Here is a 25,284-nt window from a genome sequence, read left to right as displayed (position 1 = left end):
TGAAAAAATCATTACTAAGAACAATTATCCTTGTTGATTTACTCCACAGTGTTCTAAGTTTGGACAATCCTGACAATTATTAGAACAAATTTTTAATTTAGGACACTCAGCCAGAACTCCTCCTTTAATTTTTGATAAATCATTTTGGTTAATGATTTCAATTGAATCTCCCTCCACTCTTTTTGAGTTAAGGTCTTTTAAACGCTTTTTTAGCATAATTTAAAATTTTAAGTTATTAATTAATTTAAACAAGAACTGGAGTTTAAACCAGATCTATTCTTTAATCGTTCTGTTTTGCTCATCATTATTAATATTTTTTTGATTCCCTTTTACCTTACTACTACCAAATTTGTAGTTCATTGAAAAGATAAATTTTCTGGCGTCATAATAATTATGATAAGTATTTGTTCCGTTTTCTACAATAGAAACCCCTTTTTTGTATTCTTGTCTGAAAGCATCTCTTACGGTAAAAGACAATTGGAGTTTTTTATCCAATAATGAATATCTGAAACCTAAACTTAAATTAGAGTTAGGTTGAATAGTCCTGAAATCAGTCTTATTTTTTGTAGTTTGCCAGTAGTTTGCAAAAAAGATTAAAGATTTACTTTTATTTAAAATTACGCTGTTGTTTGTAGAAAAAAGTCCGTTCCATCCACTAAAAGTTGAGTTTTGAAGAACATTTGATGTTGCATGTTCGAAATGTCCATCCCCATAAATAGTAGACTCCCAAATTTTGAAGAATTTGCGTGAATAATTAACATTAAATCCAAGACTGTTTTCATCATAATAATTTTCCATTTTATACACTTGGAAATCATTTTCAATTGATGTTATTCCACCGCTTCCATTTAACAATCTGCTCCCATACAAAGATATATTCACATTCTTATGCGTGAAATTTAACTCCACGTTATGTGAAATCGATGGTTTTAAATATGGATTTCCTGTAGTATATGAATACGAGTTGTTATAAAATTGATATGGATTAAGGTCTTCGAATTTCGGGCGGCTTATCCTTGCATTGTAATTCATTGACCAGCTTGTTTCTTCACTTTGATTAAATAAGACACTTACCGTTGGGAAAACATTATCGTATTTTGAAACTATCTTATCACTCGACTCGGGATGAATATTCAATTGGGTATGCTCATACCGCAGTCCCAAATCAACAGTCCATTTTTTATTAATTTCCTTATTGGCAGTTACATATAGTGCGCTTATTTTTTCATTCAGTGAAAATAAATTATTAACAGTTATACTGTTATCTTCTAAACTGTTAGTGTAAATACGGGAATCAGTACTTGTAATTTTTGCTCCGGTTTCCAGTTTGCACCATTGGTTAGGCAATTCAAAGTCAATTTGAGCCGTTCCAATTTTAAAAGAATTGTTTTTAGTATTCTGTAAATCAGAATAAGAAGCTGAATTACTATAATTATTTATGGAATTGTCGACCTCATTTGTAATATAATTTCCTTCAATGCTAAACTTTTTTCCCTCTTTATTTATATTATAATTGTAGTAGCCGTTTAAAGAATTTACTAATCCTGCTGCATCACTACTTGTTCTTGAATTTATATTTTGAGATGTACCATTTTGAATTAATGTATTTGTTTTACCACGACCATCAATCGCTCTTCTACTGATATTATAAACTAAACCGAAGTTTGATTTTGGGTTAAGTGTATAATCAATACTCATATAAGAACTCATAGTATTACCATAAAAATTCCGATTAGTATTGTTTTCAATACTCTGTGACTGACTTTCAACTTTATTGTATTCTAAAGACTTGCTCTTAATGTTTGCCAGATTACCTTTCCATGAAATTTTAAACTTATCGTCCTGATAATTAATATTAAGACCATTATTGAAGTTGTAGTAATATCCTTTGTTTATGGAAGATTGCAATGAACCATTAACTCCCATACTTGTATTTTTTTTCAGAACAATATTAATTAATCCGCTATTACCTTCAGAATCATATTTAACAGATGGATTTGTGATTACTTCAATTTTAGAAATATTTTCACCTCGTATTGTTTTAAGATAGGTTATTAAGTCATTGCCTGATAATTGCGTTTTTTTATTGTTTATCATTACATCTACACCTGCCTTACCAACAATTCCTATGTTATCTCCTTGTACTTTCACACCCGGTGTAATAGTAAGAGCATCAATAGCATCACCTCCTGTTGCAGAAATACTGTTTTCAACATTAAAAACCAGTCGGTCAACTTTTCTCTCCAAAAGTTTCTTGTTTGAAGCTACCACAACCTCATTTAGTTGCTGAGTCTGAATAATTTTAATTACTCCTAAATTATAGTCTTGGTTTACATCTATTTTCTGTTCGTGAATAACTGTACCTAATTGTTTGACCAATAATAAATATTCTCCTTTACCGGTTATGATTGTAAATTTCCCCTCTGAATTAGTCAATTCACTTTTTATGGCTAGTGAATCTTTATCCTTTAATTGAACTTCCAAAAATTCAATTAATTTTCCGTTTTGGTTTTCGATTTGACCACTAATTTTCATTTGGGAAAACAAACTCATTGGAAGCAGTAATATGAATATTATTGCAATAAAATTATTCTTATTCATTATTGATTTGTATATATTTAGTTTTTTAAAAATTATAACTTCAAATTGTTATACTTCTTTAATTTTAACACAAAAAGAGGTGGGATTTCACAAATAAAGACCTAAAAGTATATTTTTATTGCAATTCACCCAATTATTATTTAATGTTTTTTTCCTACAAACTATAGTCAAAAAATAAACTATTAAGATTCAACTTCTTACATTTTAATTTAGATTCATTCTTTCAAAATTAAATTGAGAAATGGGTATCAAAATCCTCAATTGAATTAATTTTATTAGGCTTCAATCAAAAAACCCGTAAGATTCTTTTAGTTTATCAGACTACTTAGAACCTAAAAAAAAGAGCAGTTATTTACTGCTCTTTTTCTTTTTGGATTCCTTTTTCTTCTTCTTTTTCTTTTTTGGAGAAACCAATTTCAACTTTTCCTTTAACCGTTTTTCGGTTTCATTGATGGCATAATTGAATTCGGTGCCCATGATTGTCTTTTTGACTTCTTTCAATGCTTTTTTGGCTTGCTTCAATTCGTTTTTACGTTCCAGCAATTGCACTTTTTTGAACCAGATTTCCGCTTTATTGCTTCCTTTTACTTTCAGGGCGAAATCGATTAACTTATCGGCTTCCTCAAAATCCTCATTTAAAAGTAAGGTATCAATATAATAAGTATGGACTTCCAAGGCATTCACATTAATGGAAAGTGCCTTTTGAAAATATTCCTTGGCCATATCATATTGCAATAACTGTTCGGCATACACGCGTCCGTACAGACACAACGCCATGGTATTTTTATCATCATAAGACAAGGCATAATCCAAGGATTCGATGGTTTCCTCCAACGAATACGGATAATTATCCAATGCCTGAAACAAGTATTTATCTATAGATTTCATCTCTTAATTCTTTTTTAAACCGCTGTCGGTCGGTTTTGGTTTTCTTTTCTTCCTTTTGTTTTTTGAAGTCGGTTCCTTTGAACGTCCGCACCGGATTTCCCCGTTCGATTTGCATCTGGTTCATCCATTGCTTTTGAAACTCATTTTTGATTTGTTCCAAATTGACCACTTCCAGTTTTTCGAGCAAGCGTTCTTTTGCCAGTTTTTTATTCTGGTGTTGAGAACGCGAATCCATGGCAACCGCCGAAGTTCCGGTTGGCATGTGCGTAGCCCTGATGGCCGAACTCACTTTGTTCACATGTTGGCCTCCTGCCCCACTACTGCGCATCGCTTGGTATTGAATATCCTTTTCGTGAATAACCGACTGATCCGGTTTATTGACTTCAAAAATTCCGATGAACCAGTTTTTGCGTTTGTGCATTTTGCGGAACTGGCTTTGACCGATCCATTGGATGGTTCCTTTCCATGATACAACAAAAGCAGCTGCTTCCTTTCCTTCGATGGCAACCAGTGCCGATTCGACCGTACCGTTTTCAGATCCCGCTTCGCGGCACAGTACCGATGTGTTCAAACCGTTATCCTGTGCTTCTTCCAACACTTTTTTAAGCACTTGGGCGACAACCCAAGTGCATTCTGCAGGTCCGCGCCCTGCTGTTATTTGTATGATAGTGTCCATTTTTATTTATCCATTCTCACAATTTTGGGTGTGAAAGTTCCCATTACTTCAACTAATTCTTTTTGCAATTCCATCACCGTGTTGATGTTCTTATACGCCATTGGTGCTTCGTCAATATTACCGCCGATTAACTGAACTTCATGCTTTTGAAGTTCCTTCTTAATCTCACTTTGTGTGAATGTTGCTTTGCACTTTGCCCTTGAGAACAAACGGCCGGCGCCATGTGAGGCAGAATTCAGACTTTCAGCGTTTCCTTTACCGCGAACGATAAAACCCGGTGCGGTCATGGAACCCGGAATGATTCCGAGTTGGCCCTCACTTGCCGGAGTTGCTCCTTTGCGGTGCACGATACATTCTTTACCGTTAACCATTTCCTTCCACGCAAAATTGTGGTGGTTTTCGATCGTCATCACGATGCGTTTATTCAATGCTTTAGCGATACGCCTGTGAATATCATCGTGACATGCCTTTGCATATTCCCCGGCTAAGTTCATAGCCAGCCAATATTCCTGACCGTCGTGCGTATTGAGGTCAAGCCAGGCCAGATGCTGTACCTGCTTCGGTAACGGACATTGTTTTGTTGCCAGGTAAGTATAATGCTTGGCAATGTTAGCGCCCAATCCGCGGGAACCACTGTGTGACAAAACCGCCAGGTATTCACCAGGAACCAATTTCCATTCCGGTAAAACTGTATCCAGCTTTACGACACCGAATTCGACGAAATGATTACCGCCTCCTGAAGTTCCCAGTTGCTTGTAAGCCTTTCCCAACAAGCTTTTCAAAAGCGGAATATCCTGAAATTCACTTCTGCCGAACACCTCGTGATCTGCTTTGATTTTGTGTGTTTCGGTCATTCCGAATTTTGTATGCTCGCTGAGGATTGCTTTTAACTGATCGTCTTTCCCTTTCAGAAAAGAAGCTGGTAAATCAAATACCGACAAACTCATACGGCATCCGATATCGACCCCAACACCATACGGAATCACTGCGTTATCTGTGGCTAACACACCACCGATTGGCAATCCGTAACCCGAATGTGCGTCAGGCATTAGTGCGCCTGAAACCGAGATGGGCAATTTCAATGCATCGTACAATTGGAATTTAGCCTGTTCGTCGATTTCATTTTCCCCGAAAATGGAAAACGGTGCCCGGGTTGTGTTCAATTGATGCATTCTTACCTGCACCGGATTGATTAAACCTTCGGCTACTTTTCCCCAGGTTCCGTGCCCTTTAAACTTTTCAGGTGTTAAGAGTACTTCTTTGGCTTCGGTTAGAATACTCGCTTTCTTCTCTTTTTTTCTGTATCTGTTAATTTGCCCTAAGGCTATGTTTATTGCGTTATTTTTAGGGAAGCCCAATTGAATTAGGTCTCTCCCTGATAATTTATTTCCCATGATTTTGTTGCTAAAAATTTCAATACGTGCCTGATGACAAATGCAACAGGCATATCATTTTATCCGTTTGGATAAATAACAGTCGGTTTTCCGGGAAGTAATTGTGAAGTATCTAGAATATACAAAAAAGCCCGAAACTAATTGTCTTCGGGCTTTTTCATATATTTTGATTTAAATCGCTACGGTTGAAATAAGCCACGAAGAAAAGCGACACCAGGTACTGATGAATTGCTTTGAGATGTTAAGTTGAATACAAACATTTTTTCTTCGTTTTTAAGAGTTAATTATTACGGCACAAATTTTTAGAAAACTTTTTTAAATTTCCAAATTTCTTACAAAATATTTTTCCCCAAATGATAATAAGACGTTAAAATAAAATCGTTGAATACCTCAATTTAGTACTTTTACAAAAAATAAAAAAACATGCCAACCGACTGTATTAACTACCAGAATTCAGGATATTTCTCAAAACTTATTGTTGATTATTTAGACCGGAAACCTGAGTTACAGTCGTTATACCACCGATTCCCCGATATTGGGAATTTTCTTTCACAAATTGAAGAGAAGAAGAGCAATTTCCCTGTTGAAAACAGAGTTGTTTTAGTTGAAAGCCTTTTGCAACAGAACAAAAAAATTGTTTTATCTGAAGATTCATTACACAATATCGAGCTCTTAAAAGAAACAAATACATTCACGATTACCACCGGTCACCAGTTGAATTTATTTACGGGTCCGTTATATTTTATCTATAAAATTGTTTCCACGATTAATTTGTCCAGACAGTTAAAAGCCAAACACCCAGATTATAATTTTGTCCCGGTTTATTGGATGGCAACTGAAGATCATGATTTTGATGAAATCAACCATTTCACTTTCAGGAATACCAAGATAAAATGGAACAAAGCCAGTAGTGGCCCGGTTGGAAGATTAACTACCGATGGACTTGATGAAGTATATACCCAGTTTGAGAAAGAATTGGGGATTGGTGACAATGCCGCTTATTTGAAAGAATTGTTCAGAAAAGCGTATTTGGAGCATGAAACTTTAACTGACGCTACCCGTTTTATCGCCAATGAATTATTCAAAGAAGAAGGTTTGGTTATTATTGACGGAGATGATGTTAACTTAAAAAAACTGTTTGCTCCTTTTGTAAAAAGAGAATTGACAGAGCAACTTTCTTTTCAAAAAGTTTCCGAAACTAATGAAAAACTGAAAAATTATGACATTCAGGTCAATCCGAGAGAAATCAATTTGTTTTACATAGAAGACAAACTCCGTGAACGCATTGTATTTGAGAAAGGAGAATATAGTGTTAACAATACACAAATTAAGTTTTCCGAGAGTGAAATACTGACTGAACTGGAGAATCATCCGGAGAAATTCAGTCCGAATGTTATTTTACGTCCGTTATATCAGGAAGTAATCCTTCCCAATTTATGTTATATTGGCGGCGGCGGGGAAATTGCGTATTGGTTACAATTAAGATCCAATTTTGAAAGTAACAATATCACCTTCCCTATTTTGTTGGTACGGAATTCCGTATTGATTGCATCTGAAAAGCAAGTACAGAAAATTGATAAACTGGAATTAAGCTGGGGTGATTTATTCACGAAACAGCAGGATTTAATCAATACCAAAACAAAAGAATTATCAAACCTTACTATTGATTTTTCTGAGCAGAAAGCATTTTTGAGACAACAATTTACAGTATTAAACGATATCGCCAAAAAAACTGACCCTTCCTTTACCGGAGCAGTTCAGGCGCAGCAAGTCAAACAAATCAAAGGATTGGAAAACTTAGAAAAAAGATTACTTAAGGCTGAAAAAAGAATATTATCCGATCAGTTAGAGCGTATTTCATTGATTCAAAACGAATTATTCCCCAATCAGGGATTACAGGAGCGCAAACAAAATTTTTCTGAATTTTATATTGAAAGTGGAGCATTACTGATTTCAAAGTTACTGACTGGACTAAATCCGTTAGAACAAAAATTTTCCATATTGATTTTATAATTCAATTATCAAATCAAAAGATTATTTATAACTTTCGATTGAACAAAATCGAAGAATGAATAAGCCAATTTACATACTGGGGACAGGATTATCCCACAACGGTTCAGCAGTATTACTAAAAGACGGAAAAATTTGCGTAGCCATTGAAAAAGAACGCATTACACGTATAAAACATGATGGAGGCAACGACACAGTAGCCATTCAATATTGTCTGGATGCCGAAAATATTACCATTGACGATATTAGTTTAGTGGTACAATGTGAAAACTTCACTATTCCTTCCCGGGACCGTTTTAAAGGCAAACGGATTTTTGCAGAACGGCCTAATCCTGAAATCATTACTATTTCCCATCACCTTGCGCATGCTTACAGTGCAATTGGCACTTCCCCTTTTGACGAATGTGCCGTTATGGTCATTGACGGATGCGGAAGTCCGCTCGAGCAGTATTTAGCATTAAATCCCGAGGAAAAATGCAATATCCCGGAGCATTTTTTGGCTACTAATGAAATGCTTTGTGAGAAAGACAGTTTCTATTATTATGACGGACAAGGATTAAAAACCATTTATAAAGACTTCAGTCCGATGGCCGAATCCCAAAAAGACATGTTATCACTTCCTACAACCTGTCATTCGATTGGCGGTTTTTATGCTGCTGTCAGTCATTATGTTTTTGGAAACATGGACGATGTAGGTAAGCTCATGGGATTGGCTCCATATGGAAAAACCGGAGTATTTAACATGGAGGCTTTTTACTTTGAAAATCAAAATTTATATGTTAGTCAAGACTGGAAAGCATTTTTAAAAAATCCTTCAAAAGGATATGACTATTTCAAGGAACATTTTTCCTATTATGCAGATGTTGCAAAATGGGCTCAGGAACAAGTTGAAAGCGCTATTTTAAAATGCATAACAAGCCGCTATTCTCTTTTTTCCCATCCGAATCTTTGTTATTCGGGTGGTGTGGCTTTAAACGCAGTCGCCAATGCCAAACTGCAAGATGCCCAATTAGCGCAAAACATCTATTGGGAACCTGCAGCCGCTGATAACGGATTAGCATTGGGATGTGCTTTTTATGGCTGGCTCCATCATTTAAAAATGCCTAAATTTCAACACAACGAGTCAACTTGTTTTGGAAAAAAATATATTGAAAAAGACATTGAAAAAGCAATTCAGGCAGCGCATTATGATAATTTCAAAATAAGTCATTTTCAACTGGAAGATGAATTATTAAAACATTGTGCTTCAGCTATTAATTCAGGAAAGACAATGGCTTGGTTTCATGCTGAATCGGAATTTGGCCCAAGAGCATTGGGAAGACGCAGTATTTTAGCACATCCCGGCATAAAAGGCATGAAACAGCATATCAACCGTAACATTAAATTCAGAGAAGACTTCAGACCTTTTGCCCCGGCTGTAAGAGAAGAAAAAGTATCCGAATATTTTGAAAAAGGAAGAAACAGTCCCTATATGATTTTAGTAGATAAAACCCGTAAAAAATATAGCGACATACTCCAAAACACAACGCATGAGGATGGCTCAGCCAGAGTACAAACTGTTAACAAACAATGGAATGAACGGTTCTATAATCTTCTCGGATATTTTGAAAAAGAATCAGGAATAGCAGTACTTCTAAACACCAGCTTAAACAGACGTGGCATGCCAATGGTGGAAACACCGGAACATGCAATAGCCCTTTTTGAAGAAACATCACTTGATGTTTTAGTTTTGGAAAACTTTGTGATTGAAAAAAAACAATACTTTTGATTTTATCAAATTCAAGTACAGATTTTAGAATTCCAATCTGTAAATCTTAACTTACAATTGATGATTTTTCAATAATCATATCATATTAACGGATATTTTTCACCTTTTATCGATTTTAATTATCAAAATTTAACATAACTCATTTTTAAACATACTTTTGCGCCCGATTTAAAACATCATTTTTATAACAAACAAACAAACTTATGTTAAAAAAACTACTAATCATCGGTGCTGTATCATTTACACTACTTTCATTTTACAGATTGGGGAATCCTGTACTTGAGATGGTGAAAGTTAGCGGGGGAACATTTATGATGGGCTCAAAAGATGATAACCGGATTGCTGAAAACGACGAACAAAAACAACACGAAGTTAAACTAAATGCCTTTGAAATCAACAAACTGGAGGTTACCGTTTGGGAATGGAAGGATTATTGTAAAAAAAATAAGAAAAAAATGCCTGTTGCCCCAACATGGGGATGGAACGACAACAATCCGGTTACAGACATTACCTGGTTTGAAGCTATTGAATACTGCAATTGGTTAAGTAAAATTGAAGGACTTAAACCTGCCTATACTATGGTTGGTCCAAATGTAAAATGTGATTTCACAGTTGATGGTTACCGTTTACCGACGGAAGCAGAATGGGAATTTGCAGCCAAAGGCGGAAATAAATCTAAAGGAAGCGTATTTGCCGGTTCCAATAATTCAAATGACATTGCCTGGTGGATTAAGAACAGTGAGAAAAAACCACATGCAGTAGGAACAAAATTACCAAATGAATTAGGTATTCATGACATGAGCGGAAACGTATGGGAATGGTGCTGGGACTGGTATAATAAAGATTACTATAAAACCGAAGACGGGAATAATCCGAGAGGACCGATCCGTGGTGAGAAAAAAGCAGTGCGTGGCGGTTCATGGGACAGTCAGGAAAATTACCTGAGAACAGCAAACAGAATCAGTACCGATCCAAACAAAACAAACGAGTTTTACGGATTTCGATTAGCCAGAACAATTAACTAAAATATCATTAAAACTTTTCTTTCAGATTGATTAAAAAGTTATACTTTTGCACGCAAATTAAAAAAGGAAAAAATGGCAAGTAATAGAACTTTTACTATGATCAAACCGGATGCGGTTGAAAAAGGAAACATCGGTGGAATTTTAAACATGATTACTGAAGGTGGTTTCAGAATCGTTTCTTTAAAATTAACGCAATTAACTGTGGCTGATGCTCAGCAATTTTACGCAGTTCACTCTGAAAGACCATTCTTCGGTGAATTAGTAGAATTCATGACAAGAGGTCCAATCGTAGCTGCTATCTTGGAAAAAGATAACGCTGTTGAAGATTTCCGTACTTTAATCGGTGCTACTAATCCTGCTGATGCAGCTGAAGGTACAATCCGTAAAAAATACGCTACTTCAATTGGAGAAAATGCGGTTCACGGTTCTGACTCTGATGAGAATGCAGCTATCGAAGGTGCTTTCCACTTTGCAGGAAGAGAAATGTTCTAATCCAACATACAATTATAAAAAAAGCCGTTCATTTGAGCGGCTTTTTTATTATTTATATTTTTCAAATATTCCCTGAACCACTTCATCGGTTTGGGAGAATCTGACTTTTTTCTCAACTGTTTTGGGTGGTGCCACTCTTTCGGCACAATCAGCAATTCTGCATGATTCACACGTTACTCCTACTTCCCTTCTTTTTATATTTTCATCGTTTAAAAAAGCTATTTTCGAAGAAGAATTGGGTGTAATCATGATTCCAAAACCAATACTTCTGTAATAGCCATTTCTAAAAGGATCTTTTGTAGCCGAAGACATCGTAAAATATTCCACACCGCTGTGTGTATACGAAGAAATCTGGGTATCAAATAAATGTTCTTCATCGATATGCGGGATTTCCTTTATGGTTTTTAACGAAATCCATCTTCTACAGTAATGCTCGTAACTTTCATTAGCATGCGGCTCCAGTAAATTAGTGATGTGCAATTCTTTCGTCAGCTTAATATCATTACGCTCGGGTTTATAACTGAAACGTAAAAAGAATAAGTTTTTAAGGTTAAAATCCTTCGGAAGGATATTTGTTAAGCGCTGGTAAAAAGTTTCGGGTGAATCTGTATATTCTGCGATTAAACTTTGAAATTCATTTGCATCAAAGGTTTTCTTTTCAAAAAATGTTTTTAGTTTTTTAACCAATGGTTTCCTCGGAATCAGTAAAGCGCCTGCAAAATAAGACGCCAGAAAATTATTCAGCACCTGATCGAAACGTTCGAATTTAATCCATGAAAACGTGTATAATCTATCGGTAATATTCAGATAGTTGTAGGCAATTTCTTTGGCATAGATAAACATCCGTTGTGATTCATCTGTTTCGGAAGAAACCAGAAGCGTTTTGGAAGTAGGTACAAAAACCGAACGGAGATTAATCAATTCCTTATGTTGTGACAATTCCTCGTTATTAATCGTATAGCCATACTCTTCGATCAAAATCTCTTCTAATTCCTGTATGGATAATTTCTGGTTCAAATCAATTGAATATGCTTTAGCAAACTTCTCTACCTGGCTTTCTATTTCATCAAAATAATTATTGTTTGCTTCCTGATAAGAACGTAAAGCCGCCAAAAAGAAACTTTCCCGAGTTAAATTGTAATGTTTGGCGATTTCAAAAAGCGTGCTGATGAAGGCATTAACCTTTACCGGAGCTTCGGCAATGATATCAATTAAGTCACTTTCTTTTATTCCGAATAATTCCAAAGGAATCTCCTTTAATATGTTTGATTGCAGGATTTCACCGATTGGCGCCAGGTTTTTATCCAGCTTTAAGGAAACCAAATGATCGTAATTCGATTCCAATGCTTCGGCCAGCAATAATATTTTATCGCGCTTCGGATACTTCTTCCCTTTCTCAATTTCATTCAGATACGATTTAGATAAACCGGTTATTTTGGCCAAACCGAATAAAGACAGATTCTTTTCTGTCCGCATCTGTTTCATTTTCAATCCGAAAATCAGACGTATATATTCTTCTTCAATCATTACAAATACTGGATTTATTACTTCAAAACAAAGATATGACTTTTAATGAATTTTGCAATTTTAAAATATTTTGCGAACGTTCGCTTGTTTTGTAAATTTTAATTTTATAAGTTTGTTCGCATAAAAACTAAATCAACACAAAAATGGAATTAGCAATCAATAAAACCTATGAGGTTAAAAACCAAGCTACCTATAAAGACATCCTGACGGATGAAGCCTTACTTTTTCTTGAAGCTTTACATAAAAAATTCAACCAAACCCGCATTTCACTTTTGGACAAAAGAGATATCCAACAAAAGATTTTCGATTCGGGAGAAAACCCGGTTTTTCCTTTGGAAACCAAAACCATCCGAAACACAGCCTGGACAGCTGCCCGAATTCCGGAACCTTTATTAGACAGAAGGGTTGAAATTACCGGTCCGGTTGACCGCAAAATGGTCATCAATGCTTTAAATTCCGGCGCAAAAACATTTATGGCCGATTTTGAAGACAGTTGCTCACCAACCTGGAGCAACCTAATGGAAGGACAGCAAAATTTAAGAGATGCCGTCAAAAAAAGCATTGATTTAGAGCAAAATGGCAAAAAATACACTTTAAACGAAAAACATTCGGTGTTGTTGGTCCGTCCGCGTGGTTTACATTTAGAAGAAAAAAATATTTCTTTTGAAGGTGAATTAGCATCAGCTTCTTTAGTTGATTTTGGTTTGTTTTTCTTTCACAATGCAAATACACAAATCAAAAATGGGTTAGGCCCATACTTCTATTTACCGAAATTGGAACATTATGAAGAAGCCCGTTGGTGGAATGAAGTTTTCATCTTCAGTCAGGATTATTTAGACATCAAACAAGGAACAATCAAAGCAACTGTTTTAATCGAAACTATAACGGCCAGTTTCCAGTTGGACGAAATCATTTACGAACTGAAAGAACATATTGCAGGTCTGAATTGTGGTCGTTGGGATTACATATTCTCTTACATCAAAAAACTGAAAAACCATAAAAATTTCATTGTTCCGGACAGAGATCAAATCACTATGACAAGTCCGTTCATGAGCGCTTATTCATTGAGAGTCATCCAAATTTGTCACAAACGCAACGTATTGGCAATTGGAGGAATGGCAGCTCAAATTCCAATCAAAAATAACGATGAAGCCAATGAGATTGCATTCAATAAAGTCATTACCGACAAAGAACGCGAAGTTAAAAACGGGCACGACGGTACTTGGGTAGCACATCCCGCATTGGTTCCGGTGGCCATGAAAGTTTTCAATGACAATATGTTAACGAAAAACCAGATGCATATCAGACGGAATGAATTAAGCATTACAGAAGACCAATTACTAGAAATCCCCCAAGGAAGCATCACTTTGAAAGGCATACAAAAAAACATCAATATCGGGATTTTATACATCGAATCCTGGTTGATGGGTACTGGAGCTGCTGCTTTGTACCATTTAATGGAAGATGCTGCAACTGCAGAAATTTCAAGAGCACAGGTTTGGCTTTGGCTGAAAAACAATATCACTTTGGAAAACGGGAAAACATTCACTCCTTACCTTCTAAAAGAATTAACTGAAATCGAATTGATAAAAATCAGGGAAGATGTAGGCGAAGAAAGATACGCTAAAGGCCGATTTGAATTAGCAACTGATTTATTTACAGAAATGTCACTTAAACCTGAATTAGACGATTTCTTAACAACAATCGCATACAAGTATCTTTAAAAAAACTGCCGGATGCGGCAACATCCGGCAATTACATCCAAATAATTAATAATAACTATTTAAAGCACAACAAAATTATGAAAACTGAAGAAAGAATTCAACAATTAGTTACCGAATGGACAACAAACCCAAGATGGAAAGGTATCGAAAGACCATATACTGCCGGAAAAGTAGTAGAATTACAAGGTTCTTATCAAATTGAGCATTCCATCGCGCGTCACGGATCCGAAGTACTATGGAAAAAATTACATTCTCAGGACTGGGTGGCCGGTTTAGGAGCCATGACAGGAAATCAGGCAATCCAGGAAGTCGAAGCAGGACTGGAAGCCATATATTTAAGCGGCTGGCAGGTAGCAGCCGATGCAAATCTAGCAGGTGAAATGTATCCTGACCAATCTTTATATCCTGCAAACAGTGTTCCGCAGGTTGTTAAAAGAATCAATAATGCCTTGTTGCGTGCCGATCAAATTCAATCAGTAAATAAAGTAGAAAATAAAAAAGAATATTTAGTACCTATTGTTGCAGATGCTGAAGCCGGATTCGGCGGTAACTTAAATGCATTTGAATTAATGAAAGGCATGATCGAAGCTGGAGCTGCTGGTGTTCACTTTGAAGACCAATTATCTTCAGCTAAAAAATGCGGACACTTGGGAGGAAAAGTATTAGTTCCTACGCAGGAAGCCATCAATAAATTAGTAGCAGCCCGTTTAGCAGCTGATGTGATGGGAGTACCAACACTAATTGTTGCCCGTACCGATGCAGATGCAGCTAACTTATTGACAAGTGATGTTGACTACAGAGACCGAGAGTTTATCACCGGAGAAAGAACACCAGAAGGTTTCTTCTATGTAAATGCAGGATTAGAGCAAGGAATCAGCCGTGGTTTATCCTACGCTCCGTATGCCGATTTAATATGGCTGGAAACTTCAACTCCTGACATCACTGAGGCAAGAAAATTTGCCGAAGCCATTCACGCACAATATCCAGATAAACTATTAGCATACAACTGTTCGCCATCATTCAACTGGGCAGCCAAATTATCAGTAGCTGAAATGGAAACATTCCGTGAAGATTTAGCAGCTTTAGGATACAAATTCCAATTTATCACATTGGCCGGATTCCATGCCTTGAACACATCAATGTTTGAATTGGCATTAGCATATAAAAGAAAAGGAATGGCGGGATATTCGGAATTACAGCAAAAAGAGTTTGCGTTACAGGCTGAAGGATTCAGAGCCGTGAAGCACCAGAATTTTGTAGGAACAACCTATTTTGACGAAGTACAGAATGCGGTTACTGCAGGATTAGCTTCAACAGTGGCGATGAAAGATTCAACCGAAACAGCGCAATTCTAATTTTTTTGGTTAGTGAAAATGCCCCAATCATGGGGCATTTCCTATTTTAATACAACATCTTTCACAACTTCCCTACCGAGTTCTTCGTTGATCATCTTAATGATTTTATCCTTCCCGTAACTCAATTCTTCCCTTAAAACCGCAGAAGTCAATTCAACATACAAAACAGAACCTTTAAGCAATACATTCCGGGTATAATTATTCACACCGTTACCCATCAGGTTTTTCCAGGCATCGGCCACGGAAATCTGGTTCAAACCTTTATCCAGTTTGTTTGCGTCGATGATTTCTTTAAGAATATCACCTATCGAACTCTCGTTACTCAGCCTTTTTGCCATATTGTTCTAATGAATTTACATTAACTTTTTTATAATGAAAATTAGCCCCTTCTTCTGATTCCAGAACCAATAAACTATCAGACAATTCGGCAACAATTTCGGAATGCTTTCCAAAATCGGATGAAAAATCCAACACAACCTGTCCATCTTTTTCAGAAGCAGTCATTTTCTCCTGCAAGTCATCTACTAAAAATGTTCCCATCGGTTGCCATCTCACTTTCTTATGAAAACCCGAATTATTTTTGATATCAAAATATTCATAGTTTTCATTTACCGGATATTCTTTTTTATCTCCTTTGGCCGTTTCAACCTTAGTGATTTGCCAATATCCTTTAATTTTATCAATCTGACCCAGCTTCACTTTTTCCTTACAGGAAAAAACAACCAGAGCTACCATTATAACTGCAGTTCTTTTCATATCGTAAAATTAAAACATTCGGTTAAACCTTTTTGAAAAATTATAGTCTAAATTTGAAATAACTAAAAAACCCAAAATGAAACTATTTTACACTATAACCTTTTGCTTTTTAGTATTATCAGGATGCAGTTCAGATGAAACTACAAATGAAGCCGCACCGGAAAGTATGTATTTCCCTCCATTAAGCGGCTCAACCTGGGAGACAAAATCGATCTCTTCATTAGGTTGGAACCAAAGTGCCGTACAGCCTTTGAAAGATTATCTCAACGAGAAACATTCTAAATCATTCATGATTCTGGTCAACGGAAGAATCGTAATGGAAGAATACTTCAACGGACACAATTCCTCAACTGTTTGGTATTGGGCCAGTGCCGGAAAAACCTTAACTTCAACACTAACAGGGATTGCCCAACAGGAAAACCTTTTAAATATCAACCAAAAAGTATCAACCTACATTGGAACCGGATGGACAAGTGAAACCTTGGCAAAAGAAAATCTGATTACCTGCAAGCATTTATTATCAATGACTTCAGGTTTGGATGATGAATTCAATGAAGATTTAGTTGAACCTTCAAATTTAATTTACAAATCAGATGCAGGAACCCGTTGGGCATATGACAATGTATATGTCAAACTTCAGGATGTAGTAACACAAGCAAGCGGACAAACATGGAATGCTTATTTCAACAGTAAGTTACGCGATAAAATCGGAATGAGCACAAGTGGTTTTTGGTATAACAATCCTGACGGATTACGGATATATTCAAGCAACACAAGAAGCATGGCACGTTTCGGGTTATTAGCTTTAAACAAAGGAAAATGGAACGGCAGCCAAATTCTTAACGAAACCTATTTCAATGAAGCTACCTCAACTTCCCAAAACATCAATTTAGCCTATGGTTACTTATGGTGGTTAAACGGAAAAGCTTCCTATCATTTGCCGGGTTCCCAATTCCAATTCAACGGCAGCATTATTCCTTCAGCTCCAAGTGATATGCTCATGGCTTTAGGGAAAAATGACCAAAAAATATACGTAGTCCCAAGTAAAAAAATGGTTATTATCCGAATGGGAGATGCGGCAGACGGAAGCAACATGGCGCTTTCCGATTTTGATGAAACACTTTGGCAAAAAATAAATGCGCTATTTACGTAGCGCATTTATTTTTAGAATATTTTTCTTTTTATGGTTTAATCCATTTGATTACGGTTTCATCAATAGGCAGCGTTTCCGGCCCGATTACTTTGGCCAAAGTACCGTCTTCATTGATCAGGTATTTCTGAAAGTTCCATTTCACCTCATTGTCTTCTAATCCGTTTTGGTCTTTATGGGTCAGAAATTGATATAACGCATGCGTATCATCACCTTTTACTGATATTTTTTCCATCATCGGGAAAGTAACTCCATAATTTCGTTGACAAAATGTAGCAATTTGCTCATTACTACCAGGTTCCTGTGCTCCGAAATTGTTAGCCGGAAAACCGATAATTGTAAAATTATCATCCTTAAATTCGGTATACAACTCTTGTAATTGCTCATACTGTGGCGTTAAACCACATTCAGAAGCCGTATTCACAATCATTACTTTTTTTCCTTTCAGTGAAGCCAGATCAAAATCGTTCCCTGAAATATCTTTGACTTTAAATTGGTAAATCGTATTTGCAGCCATAATTTCTTTTTTAGTTGTTTTTTTATCTGTTGTGTTTTTATTCTTCTTTTCCTGACCTTGACATCCAATAGCCAAAATCATACTTAAAATTACAACAATATTTTTCATTTTTTTTTATTTTTTAAATTTCCGGTATCTAAAATACACTAATCCTGAATAAGCGAGAAATCCAATCAAAACATATAAATAAATGACCACATTTTGTCTTTCACCTGACGCGTATGAATGCAATCCGCTCAAGTGGAAATTTACTCCAAAATAAGTCATCAGTACTGATGCAAAAGCCAACACACTCATGAAGTTATAAATAAATTTCCCTCTTAATGCCGGCACAAATCGCATATGAATCACGAAAGCATACACCATAATACTGATTAATGCCCAGGTTTCTTTTGGATCCCATCCCCAATAACGTCCCCAACTTTCGTTAGCCCATTGACCGCCAAGGAAGTTTCCGATAGTCAACATAACTAAACCGACTGTTAGTGACATTTCGTTGATGTATGTAATTTCCTTGATGCTCAAATCCATCACTTTCTTATTCTTTTCATTAGTAAACAACATCAATCCAAGCGCAACCAAACCGAGAATCGCTCCTAAGGCAAAAGGCCCGTAACTCCCGACAATAACCGCCACGTGAATCATTAGCCAATACGAATTCAAAACCGGTTGCAAATTTGCAATTTCAGGATCCATCCAACTCCAGTGTGCAACCATTAAAATCATAGCGGCAACAAATGAAGTAGAAGCAACGGTCAAAGCAGATTTCCTTCCGAATACCAATCCGAAAAACATAATGGACCAACCCACATAAATCATCGATTCATACGCATTACTCCAAGGCGCATGACCCGAAATATACCAACGGGAAATTAATCCGGCGGTATGTAATAAAAATAAGAAAGCTACAATTCCATGAAATATATTTACTGAAATTTTAACCCATTTCTTCTTATTGAAAATATTTATAATTACAAACATGAACATAAGTAATCCTACATAAATATACCAGGAGTACAACTTTTTAAACACATCAAACTTATTGTATAAAATTTCTAAGTCAATCTGCCTGTCAGTTGGGCGAACTTCATAGCCATATTTCTTTTGGTACTTATCAAGTCCCAAAACTAAACTGTTTGCCAACTTATAATCTTTTGAAGTCGCCGCCTTATCCAATGAATTCAAATAAAAAGGTAATACATTTTTAACAGTATCCAAAGCAGTCCCGGTTTCTTCATTCAATTCCAAATAACTCACCCATTTGTTGTTACTGTCATGTGGTTTTGGGAAAATTTTCAAAATCTGTCCGCTTAACGCAGAATACAATAAATTCACTTTTCTGTCGGCTTCAATAAAATCTGTCTCAAAAGCATTAGGTACCGCTGCCTTATACGCTTTATCTAATTGGTTAGTCAATTTATAATTCCCTTTGGCATCAAAAAAGTCGATCATTTTAGCATATTTCGCTTCTTTATCAATACCGATAATTTTACGGATACTATCATTCCCTTTTTTCAGATAAATAACCGGAACTTCATACCATATTTGCGGAAATTGAGTAATGGATAAAAACACCTGATCAGCGTTCATGTCTTTATAAGTATCACTCTTACTTACTTTACGTAACAATTCGGAAGAAAACGTATTAATAGGCTTCATACGCCCTCCTGCATCCTGAATAACCAAGCGTCCAAATTTTTCCGCATGTTCTTTTGGAACCAAAAACTTATGAAGCAATTCATCAATTTGTTTTTCGGTAACTTTTTGATGCTTATGATTACCATGCTGTGCAAAACCTGCAAAAGATAAGAAAAGAACAACAACCAAAAGAGATTCTTTTTTAAGACGGACCTTCTTTAGTTTTGCCTTTAAATCACCAAAACGTGAATGCTTTGTAAATAAAATTGCCAACATAGCAATGTACAATAGGAAATAGCCGATATAGGTAATCCAGGTTCCCCAGAAATCATAGTTTACCGATAATTTAGTTCCTTTTTCATCCGGATCGAAACCAGCCTGAAAGAAACGGTATCCCTTATGATCCAAAATATTATTCATAAAAATTCGGGCATCAAAAGGTTTCTCATCCAAAATAGTTACTTGACTTTCAAATGCTGAGTAGCTTTTTTCCGTACCCGGGTATTTTGATGCAATAAATTTATTTAATCTCACTTTGAAAGGCAAATCATACACTTTACTTCCAAAAATAACAGTATACTCTAAATCACCCAATTTAAAAGCCTGAGGTTCGCTGACTTTACCTTTTGAACCTAAAAGCGTAATTGTTTTTTCTTTTCCTTGGTTTGAAACTTTAAAGACCAAAGCATCATCGGTTTCTTTATCTTTATAATTACCGTTTGATTTGTATTCTTTCACTCCTTTAATAGCAGCTTCAGGGAAAACGAACTGGCTACCTCCAACATTATACAACGAACGGTACATTAAATCAGATTTCGTGTCTTTCATCACGTTTCCTTTCATCTGATCAGCCATCCGCATAAAGTTACCGTCAAATGGTGTTTCAATGGAAGATTCCTTATCATTAATTGTGATGTTTACAGCGCCTTTAGTATACTTATTCAAAGCAAAAAGAATATTGTGAATACTTTGTACTTCTCCTTCTTTCAGATAATGCTCATGGCGCTCCCCACCTCCGGCTTCAACCATTTTCAGGAATAAAATCCCTTTCTCATCAGGTTTTATTATTTCTTTGGCACCCATCACAAAATCAATCAATTCCACTTCAAATGGAACATCACTGAAATTATCTTTATAGTCAAAATCATTATCAACAGCTGCCGAAAGCAATAGAGGCTTTTCAATTGTTTTACGCTTCATTTCCCCATTATGCATACCGTCGACATACATGGTTAAAAAAGTTCTGTCTGAATAAACCTGATTTTCTGTTGCTCCTTCACGGATTGGCATCATTCCTTCATAACTGATATAACGGGTTATAAAAGCTCCGGCTAAAATCAAAATGAACGACAAATGCAAAACCAAAGTCGCCCATTTCTCTTTTTTGTATAACTGGTAACGTTTAATGTTACCCAAAAAGTTCAACATAAAGAAAAACATAATCGCTTCAAACCACCACGAATTATACACAATAATCCTTGCTGTATCTGTGTTGTATGCGTCTTCAATAAAGGTTCCGGCTGCCATGGCTGCTGCAAAAACAATAAATAAGACAGCCATTAATCGTGTAGAAAATAAAAAAGAAAATATTTTTTTGTCCATTGTTTTGGATTGCTGATTTAAGTGCAACAAAAATACTTAATTACTTTCTTTTAAAACTTAAAAGGAATGGTTTTTTAAGGAGATTTTAAGAATAAAAAAAGCGAAACAATATGTTTCGCTTTAAGGTTGAATCAAATATAGAAAATTAACTTCTCTCGAATAATTTTTTGATATCTTCCATACTCATCATTTGTGAGATACCTGTAGAAGATGTCACTTTGTTTGTTGTCATAAACTGAACAACCGCTTTGTTTGTAGCTTTTGTATAGTGTAACCATACATAATCATTTGGCAATTCCAATTTGATGTCATACATAGGTGATGCATTGAAACCATCAATGATGATTTTAAACAGATTATCATAATCACCGTCTACATTTTTAAATGTAAAGTTTTTGATTGAAGTATCATCTGTGTTCTCCATGTCTTTGTAGAAGAATGTATATTGAGAACCTTCTTTCTGAACATAAACATCGTTAGTTCCCACACGCCCTAATCTTTCCAAAGGTGTTGTTGGCAATACTTTAATTTGAGCGAAACTTAAGCTACTGATTAACAGTAAAGCTAACATAAATACGTTTTTCATAGTTTAAACAATTTAGGATTGGTTCGCAAATATAATTTTTTTGTTTAAAAAAACATCATTTCCCACAATTGATTATTAACAACATAATGTTAATATAATATGAATGGATGTAAAACTTGAAAAATTCTTATTTTAGCCAAATGATTCAGGTAACAATTATTGGCTCGGGTAATGTAGCCCGGCATTTGATTTCGGCTTTCAGCCAAAGCAGTTTTGTTGAAATAAAACAGGTTTTTGCCCGCCAGACCGAAACACTGTCGCACTTGATTCCGTCTGAAAAAATCACAAATAATTTCGCCCAAATACAGGAATCTGACTTATATATTATTTCGGTGACCGATCAGGCCATAGAAAGTGTTTCTGCCCAAATCCCTTTTGAAAACAAATTGGTGGTCCACACATCCGGAACGGTTTCAATTGACAATCTGAGTTCCAGAAACCGAAAAGGCGTTTTTTATCCGCTACAGACTTTTTCAAAAGACAAAAAAGTTAACTTTAAGGAAATTCCGGTTTGCCTTGAAGCGCAAAATGAAGAAGATTACTTAGTATTGGAATCGGTTGCCAAATCAATTTCAGACAAGCCTTTTAATATTTCTTCGGAACAACGTAAAGCTTTACATGTAGCCGCTGTATTTTCCTGCAATTTTGTAAATCATTTATACAGGATTGGTTCCGAAATTTGCACCGAAAACAATATTCCTTTCGAAATACTATATCCGTTAATTGAAGAAACAGCCGATAAAATAAAGTTTCTCTCTCCGGAAGAAGCCCAAACCGGTCCGGCCAAACGCAATGACACCACAACGATCAATGCACATTTGAATTTTCTTCAGGACAACACACAAAAAGAAATTTATAAATTACTTACAAAATCAATAATTGATAATGGCAAAAAGCTATAAAGAAATCATGAACGGCATCACTACTTTTATTTTTGATGTCGACGGAGTTTTAACAGACGGAACGGTTCACGTTTCACAAACCGGGGAAATGCTACGCGAAATGAACATCCGCGACGGATTTGCCATGAAAGCAGCGATCGAAAGCGGTTATCATGTTTGTATAATTTCAGGCGGAAGCAATGAAGGAGTCCGTATACGTTTACGCAATTTAGGCATAACTGATATTCATTTAGGTTCACCTGACAAGGTTGAAACATTCAAAGAATATATTAATATTTACAACATCAAACCGGAGCATGTTCTTTACATGGGAGACGACATTCCCGATTATCATGTAATGCAATTAGTCGGTCTTCCTACCTGCCCTCAGGATGCCGTTCCGGAAATCAAAGAAATTTCAAATTACATATCACATAGAAACGGAGGAAAAGGTGCCGTTCGTGATGTTATTGAACAGGTAATGAAAGTTCAGGAAAAATGGAACACTTATTTTAACGGTAAATTCGACTAATGAAATACTTAAAACTCATCCGCTACCAGAACTTACTTTTAATAGCTTTGATGCAATTAGTTGTTTTGTATGGTTTTTTAAAAATACAGAATATCTGGCTTTTCCTTGAGGACTGGCAATATTACTTATTAATACTTTCCACGATAAGTATTGCTGCCGGAGGCTATATTATCAATGACATTGTCGATCAAAAACCTGATGCCGAAAACAAACCAAACGGCAATATCGTCGGAAAATCAATTTCAGAGGGCACAGCTTACAATTTATACATCGGATTTACACTTATAGGAGTCGGGACTGGATTTTATTTATCCAATGCCATACAAAAACCGGGGTTTGTTACAGTTTTCATTTTGTGTGCTGCCTTACTTTATATGTATGCAACTTCATTCAAACAAATTCTTTTGGTCAAGAATTTAGTGGTTTCCTTTTTATTAGCTTTCAGCATGATTATTATTGGACTATTTGATATTTACCCGGCAACGACTCCCGAAAACCAATCGGTTATGAAAGTTGTTTTTTCAATTTTGATTGATTTTTCCATCATTGCCTTTATCATCAATTTCATACGTGAATTAATCAAAGACATGGAAGATGTCAAAGGCGATTACAACAACGGAATTCAAACTTTACCTATCTTATTGGGAATTTCCAGAACAGCAAAAGTAGTATTCGGACTGGCAATTATACCGGCAGCGTTAATTTTGTATTATACCTATAATAATCTTTTCCACCTACAATTCGCTACCGTATACATATTAGCTTTTCTCATTGGTCCGCTTTTTTATCTTATGATTAAAATTTGGTCCGCCAGAAACAAAAAAGAATTCAGCCATTTGAGTATGGTATTGAAACTGATAATCCTTTTCGGAATTATTGCCATTGGAGTAATCGGAATAAACATGAAATACTATGCTTCGTAATAAATTCAAAGACACAAAAATAATTCTCGCATCAGGATCCCCTCGCCGTCAGCAGTTTTTCAAAGACTTGGATCTTGATTTTGAAATCCGTTTAAAAGAAATTGAAGAAATATTCCCGCCACATCTTCAATCCTATTACATAACCAATTATCTGGCAAAACTCAAAGCTGATGTTTTTACTGATTTAGCCGATAATGAATTATTGATTACCAGCGATACTTTGGTTTGGCTGGAAAACGAAGCATTGGGCAAACCGGTTGATGAGGCTGATGCCATAAAAATGCTTCAGAAATTGGCCGGAAAAACACATCAGGTTGTAACTTCCGTATGTTTTAAAACACAAAATTCCGCTGAAATCATTCATGATATCACACAGGTTACTTTTAACGATTTGAGCTTGGAAGCCATTGAATATTACATCCAAAATTACAAACCGCTGGACAAAGCCGGAAGCTATGGAATACAAGACTGGATCGGACTTGTGGGCATTTCTAAAATAGAAGGATCGTATACAAATGTGGTAGGTTTACCAACCGAAAAAGTATACCAGTATCTGTTAAAATTGTAATTTAAATCCCTTTCAAAAATATTTTTGGCACAGTAATTGGACACTAATTACCAAACATCATCGTTTAACTATTATCCATAACTTAAAACTAATATTATGAAAAAGTTACAATTTATATTCGGAGCATTTTTAATCTTATTTGCCCTGGAATCAAATGCACAAGTATCAGTCAGCCTGAACATTGGTTCACGTCCAACATGGTGCGACCATTATGACGAGGGAGTTCAATATGTATATTTACCGGAAATCGAATGTTACTATGATACTTACGATGCCGTTTATGTATACTACGGTTCTAACGGTTGGTGCCGCTCACGCTACTTGCCTGAATATTGCCACGGATACGATATAAACAGAGGCCATAGAGTAGTTATCGATTACAGAGGTGGAACTCCTTGGACACATTTTAACTACCACCGCAGACATTACTGGAGAGACAACTACCGCAATTACCGTGAAGAGTACTACGCTCCAAGACACAACAGAAGAACAAATTATGTAGCGGTTAACCCAAGACACTACGATAACGACAGAGATTACCGTCACGATAACGGAAGAGGTCACGGACACGGTCACTACAAAAAACACGACAGAGGCAATGACCAAGGTCACGGAAGAGGTCACGGAAGAAGAGACTAATTTTTCTTCAAACTGAATCAAATATAGTAAAG

Annotated in this window: 23 protein-coding genes; 12 read left to right on the top strand and 11 right to left on the bottom strand. The window is 35.9% G+C overall.

Annotated features, from left to right (window positions below; all coding sequences use genetic code 11):
- Positions 1-24: 24 nt before the first annotated feature.
- The 5 genes from NAT51_RS12440 to NAT51_RS12420 all read right to left on the bottom strand — a co-directional run bounded on the left by NAT51_RS12440 (position 25) and on the right by NAT51_RS12420 (position 5,559).
- Positions 25-216 (bottom strand): hypothetical protein, encoded by a 192-nt coding sequence (locus tag NAT51_RS12440; protein ID WP_250598376.1) that lies wholly within the window; start codon positions 214-216, stop codon positions 25-27.
- Positions 217-273: 57 nt separating this feature from the next.
- On the bottom strand, positions 274-2,601 hold the full coding sequence (locus NAT51_RS12435; RefSeq protein ID WP_250598374.1) for a TonB-dependent receptor domain-containing protein: 2,328 nt from the start codon (positions 2,599-2,601) through the stop codon (positions 274-276).
- A 348-nt stretch (positions 2,602-2,949) separates the two neighbouring features.
- Positions 2,950-3,489 (bottom strand): tetratricopeptide repeat protein, encoded by a 540-nt coding sequence (locus NAT51_RS12430; protein WP_250598372.1) that lies wholly within the window; start codon positions 3,487-3,489, stop codon positions 2,950-2,952.
- Positions 3,473-4,165, bottom strand: coding sequence for a peptide chain release factor H (prfH, locus tag NAT51_RS12425; RefSeq protein ID WP_250598366.1), 693 nt, complete (start codon positions 4,163-4,165; stop codon positions 3,473-3,475). The genes NAT51_RS12430 and prfH overlap by 17 nt, the downstream gene beginning before the upstream one ends.
- A 2-nt stretch (positions 4,166-4,167) precedes the next feature.
- Positions 4,168-5,559, bottom strand: a complete 1,392-nt coding sequence (locus NAT51_RS12420) for an RtcB family protein (RefSeq protein ID WP_250598364.1) — start codon at positions 5,557-5,559, stop codon at positions 4,168-4,170.
- Positions 5,560-5,982: 423 nt separating this feature from the next.
- On the opposite strand from NAT51_RS12420, the gene bshC reads away from it, so the two are divergent.
- From bshC to NAT51_RS12400, 4 genes are all read left to right on the top strand, one after another.
- On the top strand, positions 5,983-7,572 hold the full coding sequence (bshC, locus tag NAT51_RS12415; RefSeq protein WP_250598363.1) for a bacillithiol biosynthesis cysteine-adding enzyme BshC: 1,590 nt from the start codon (positions 5,983-5,985) through the stop codon (positions 7,570-7,572).
- Between the two features lie 55 nt (positions 7,573-7,627).
- The gene (locus tag NAT51_RS12410) at positions 7,628-9,337 is read left to right on the top strand and encodes a carbamoyltransferase family protein (protein WP_250598361.1); all 1,710 of its coding nucleotides are present in this window, start codon (positions 7,628-7,630) and stop codon (positions 9,335-9,337) included.
- 203 nt (positions 9,338-9,540) lie between these two features.
- Positions 9,541-10,362, top strand: a complete 822-nt coding sequence (locus NAT51_RS12405; RefSeq protein ID WP_250598355.1) for a formylglycine-generating enzyme family protein — start codon at positions 9,541-9,543, stop codon at positions 10,360-10,362.
- Between the two features lie 72 nt (positions 10,363-10,434).
- Positions 10,435-10,854: a nucleoside-diphosphate kinase gene (locus NAT51_RS12400; RefSeq protein ID WP_250598353.1), complete on the top strand. Its 420-nt coding sequence runs from the start codon at positions 10,435-10,437 to the stop codon at positions 10,852-10,854.
- Positions 10,855-10,902: 48 nt separating this feature from the next.
- On the opposite strand, the gene NAT51_RS12395 is transcribed toward NAT51_RS12400, so the two are convergent.
- Complete coding sequence (locus NAT51_RS12395; RefSeq protein WP_250598351.1) at positions 10,903-12,381, bottom strand: helix-turn-helix domain-containing protein; 1,479 nt, start codon at positions 12,379-12,381, stop codon at positions 10,903-10,905.
- A 143-nt stretch (positions 12,382-12,524) separates the two neighbouring features.
- Between NAT51_RS12395 and aceB the strand changes: the two genes are divergently transcribed.
- Positions 12,525-14,105 carry a malate synthase A gene (aceB, locus tag NAT51_RS12390; protein ID WP_250598349.1) on the top strand — a complete coding sequence of 527 codons (1,581 nt, stop codon included), beginning with the start codon at positions 12,525-12,527 and terminating at the stop codon, positions 14,103-14,105.
- Positions 14,106-14,182: 77 nt separating this feature from the next.
- Positions 14,183-15,460, top strand: a complete 1,278-nt coding sequence (gene aceA, locus NAT51_RS12385) for an isocitrate lyase (protein WP_250598347.1) — start codon at positions 14,183-14,185, stop codon at positions 15,458-15,460.
- A 41-nt stretch (positions 15,461-15,501) separates the two neighbouring features.
- On the opposite strand, the gene NAT51_RS12380 is transcribed toward aceA, so the two are convergent.
- Both NAT51_RS12380 and NAT51_RS12375 read right to left on the bottom strand, forming a co-directional pair.
- Positions 15,502-15,798, bottom strand: a complete 297-nt coding sequence (locus NAT51_RS12380) for a DUF721 domain-containing protein (RefSeq protein WP_250598345.1) — start codon at positions 15,796-15,798, stop codon at positions 15,502-15,504.
- Positions 15,779-16,216: a lipocalin-like domain-containing protein gene (locus NAT51_RS12375; protein WP_250598343.1), complete on the bottom strand. Its 438-nt coding sequence runs from the start codon at positions 16,214-16,216 to the stop codon at positions 15,779-15,781. The genes NAT51_RS12380 and NAT51_RS12375 overlap by 20 nt, the downstream gene beginning before the upstream one ends.
- A 76-nt stretch (positions 16,217-16,292) precedes the next feature.
- Here NAT51_RS12375 and NAT51_RS12370 point away from each other — a divergent pair, with 76 nt between their 5' ends.
- Positions 16,293-17,369, top strand: a complete 1,077-nt coding sequence (locus NAT51_RS12370) for a serine hydrolase domain-containing protein (RefSeq protein WP_250598341.1) — start codon at positions 16,293-16,295, stop codon at positions 17,367-17,369.
- 28 nt (positions 17,370-17,397) lie between these two features.
- Here the strand turns inward: NAT51_RS12370 and NAT51_RS12365 are convergent, their stop codons facing one another.
- The 3 genes from NAT51_RS12365 to NAT51_RS12355 form a co-directional block, all read right to left on the bottom strand.
- On the bottom strand, positions 17,398-17,991 hold the full coding sequence (locus NAT51_RS12365) for a glutathione peroxidase (protein ID WP_250598339.1): 594 nt from the start codon (positions 17,989-17,991) through the stop codon (positions 17,398-17,400).
- 6 nt (positions 17,992-17,997) lie between these two features.
- Complete coding sequence (gene ccsA, locus NAT51_RS12360; RefSeq protein WP_250598337.1) at positions 17,998-21,123, bottom strand: cytochrome c biogenesis protein CcsA; 3,126 nt, start codon at positions 21,121-21,123, stop codon at positions 17,998-18,000.
- A gap of 145 nt (positions 21,124-21,268) precedes the next feature.
- On the bottom strand, positions 21,269-21,709 hold the full coding sequence (locus NAT51_RS12355; protein WP_250598330.1) for a hypothetical protein: 441 nt from the start codon (positions 21,707-21,709) through the stop codon (positions 21,269-21,271).
- A gap of 140 nt (positions 21,710-21,849) precedes the next feature.
- On the opposite strand from NAT51_RS12355, the gene NAT51_RS12350 reads away from it, so the two are divergent.
- The 5 genes from NAT51_RS12350 to NAT51_RS12330 all read left to right on the top strand — a co-directional run bounded on the left by NAT51_RS12350 (position 21,850) and on the right by NAT51_RS12330 (position 25,252).
- A complete protein-coding gene (locus NAT51_RS12350; protein WP_250598329.1) occupies positions 21,850-22,611 on the top strand; it encodes a Rossmann-like and DUF2520 domain-containing protein in 762 nt (253 codons plus the stop codon).
- Complete coding sequence (locus NAT51_RS12345; RefSeq protein ID WP_250598328.1) at positions 22,595-23,122, top strand: KdsC family phosphatase; 528 nt, start codon at positions 22,595-22,597, stop codon at positions 23,120-23,122. Before NAT51_RS12350 ends, NAT51_RS12345 begins: the two co-directional genes overlap by 17 nt.
- Positions 23,122-24,045: a geranylgeranylglycerol-phosphate geranylgeranyltransferase gene (locus NAT51_RS12340; protein WP_250598326.1), complete on the top strand. Its 924-nt coding sequence runs from the start codon at positions 23,122-23,124 to the stop codon at positions 24,043-24,045. The genes NAT51_RS12345 and NAT51_RS12340 overlap by 1 nt, the downstream gene beginning before the upstream one ends.
- The gene (locus NAT51_RS12335; RefSeq protein ID WP_250598324.1) at positions 24,035-24,613 is read left to right on the top strand and encodes a Maf-like protein; all 579 of its coding nucleotides are present in this window, start codon (positions 24,035-24,037) and stop codon (positions 24,611-24,613) included. Before NAT51_RS12340 ends, NAT51_RS12335 begins: the two co-directional genes overlap by 11 nt.
- 96 nt (positions 24,614-24,709) lie before the next feature.
- Positions 24,710-25,252 (top strand): hypothetical protein, encoded by a 543-nt coding sequence (locus NAT51_RS12330; RefSeq protein WP_250598322.1) that lies wholly within the window; start codon positions 24,710-24,712, stop codon positions 25,250-25,252.
- Positions 25,253-25,284 lie beyond the last annotated feature (32 nt).

This window comes from Flavobacterium amniphilum (genome assembly GCF_023634845.1).
Classification (GTDB): Bacteria; Bacteroidota; Bacteroidia; order Flavobacteriales; family Flavobacteriaceae; genus Flavobacterium; species Flavobacterium amniphilum.
This window is presented reverse-complemented; position numbering and strand designations above follow the sequence as displayed.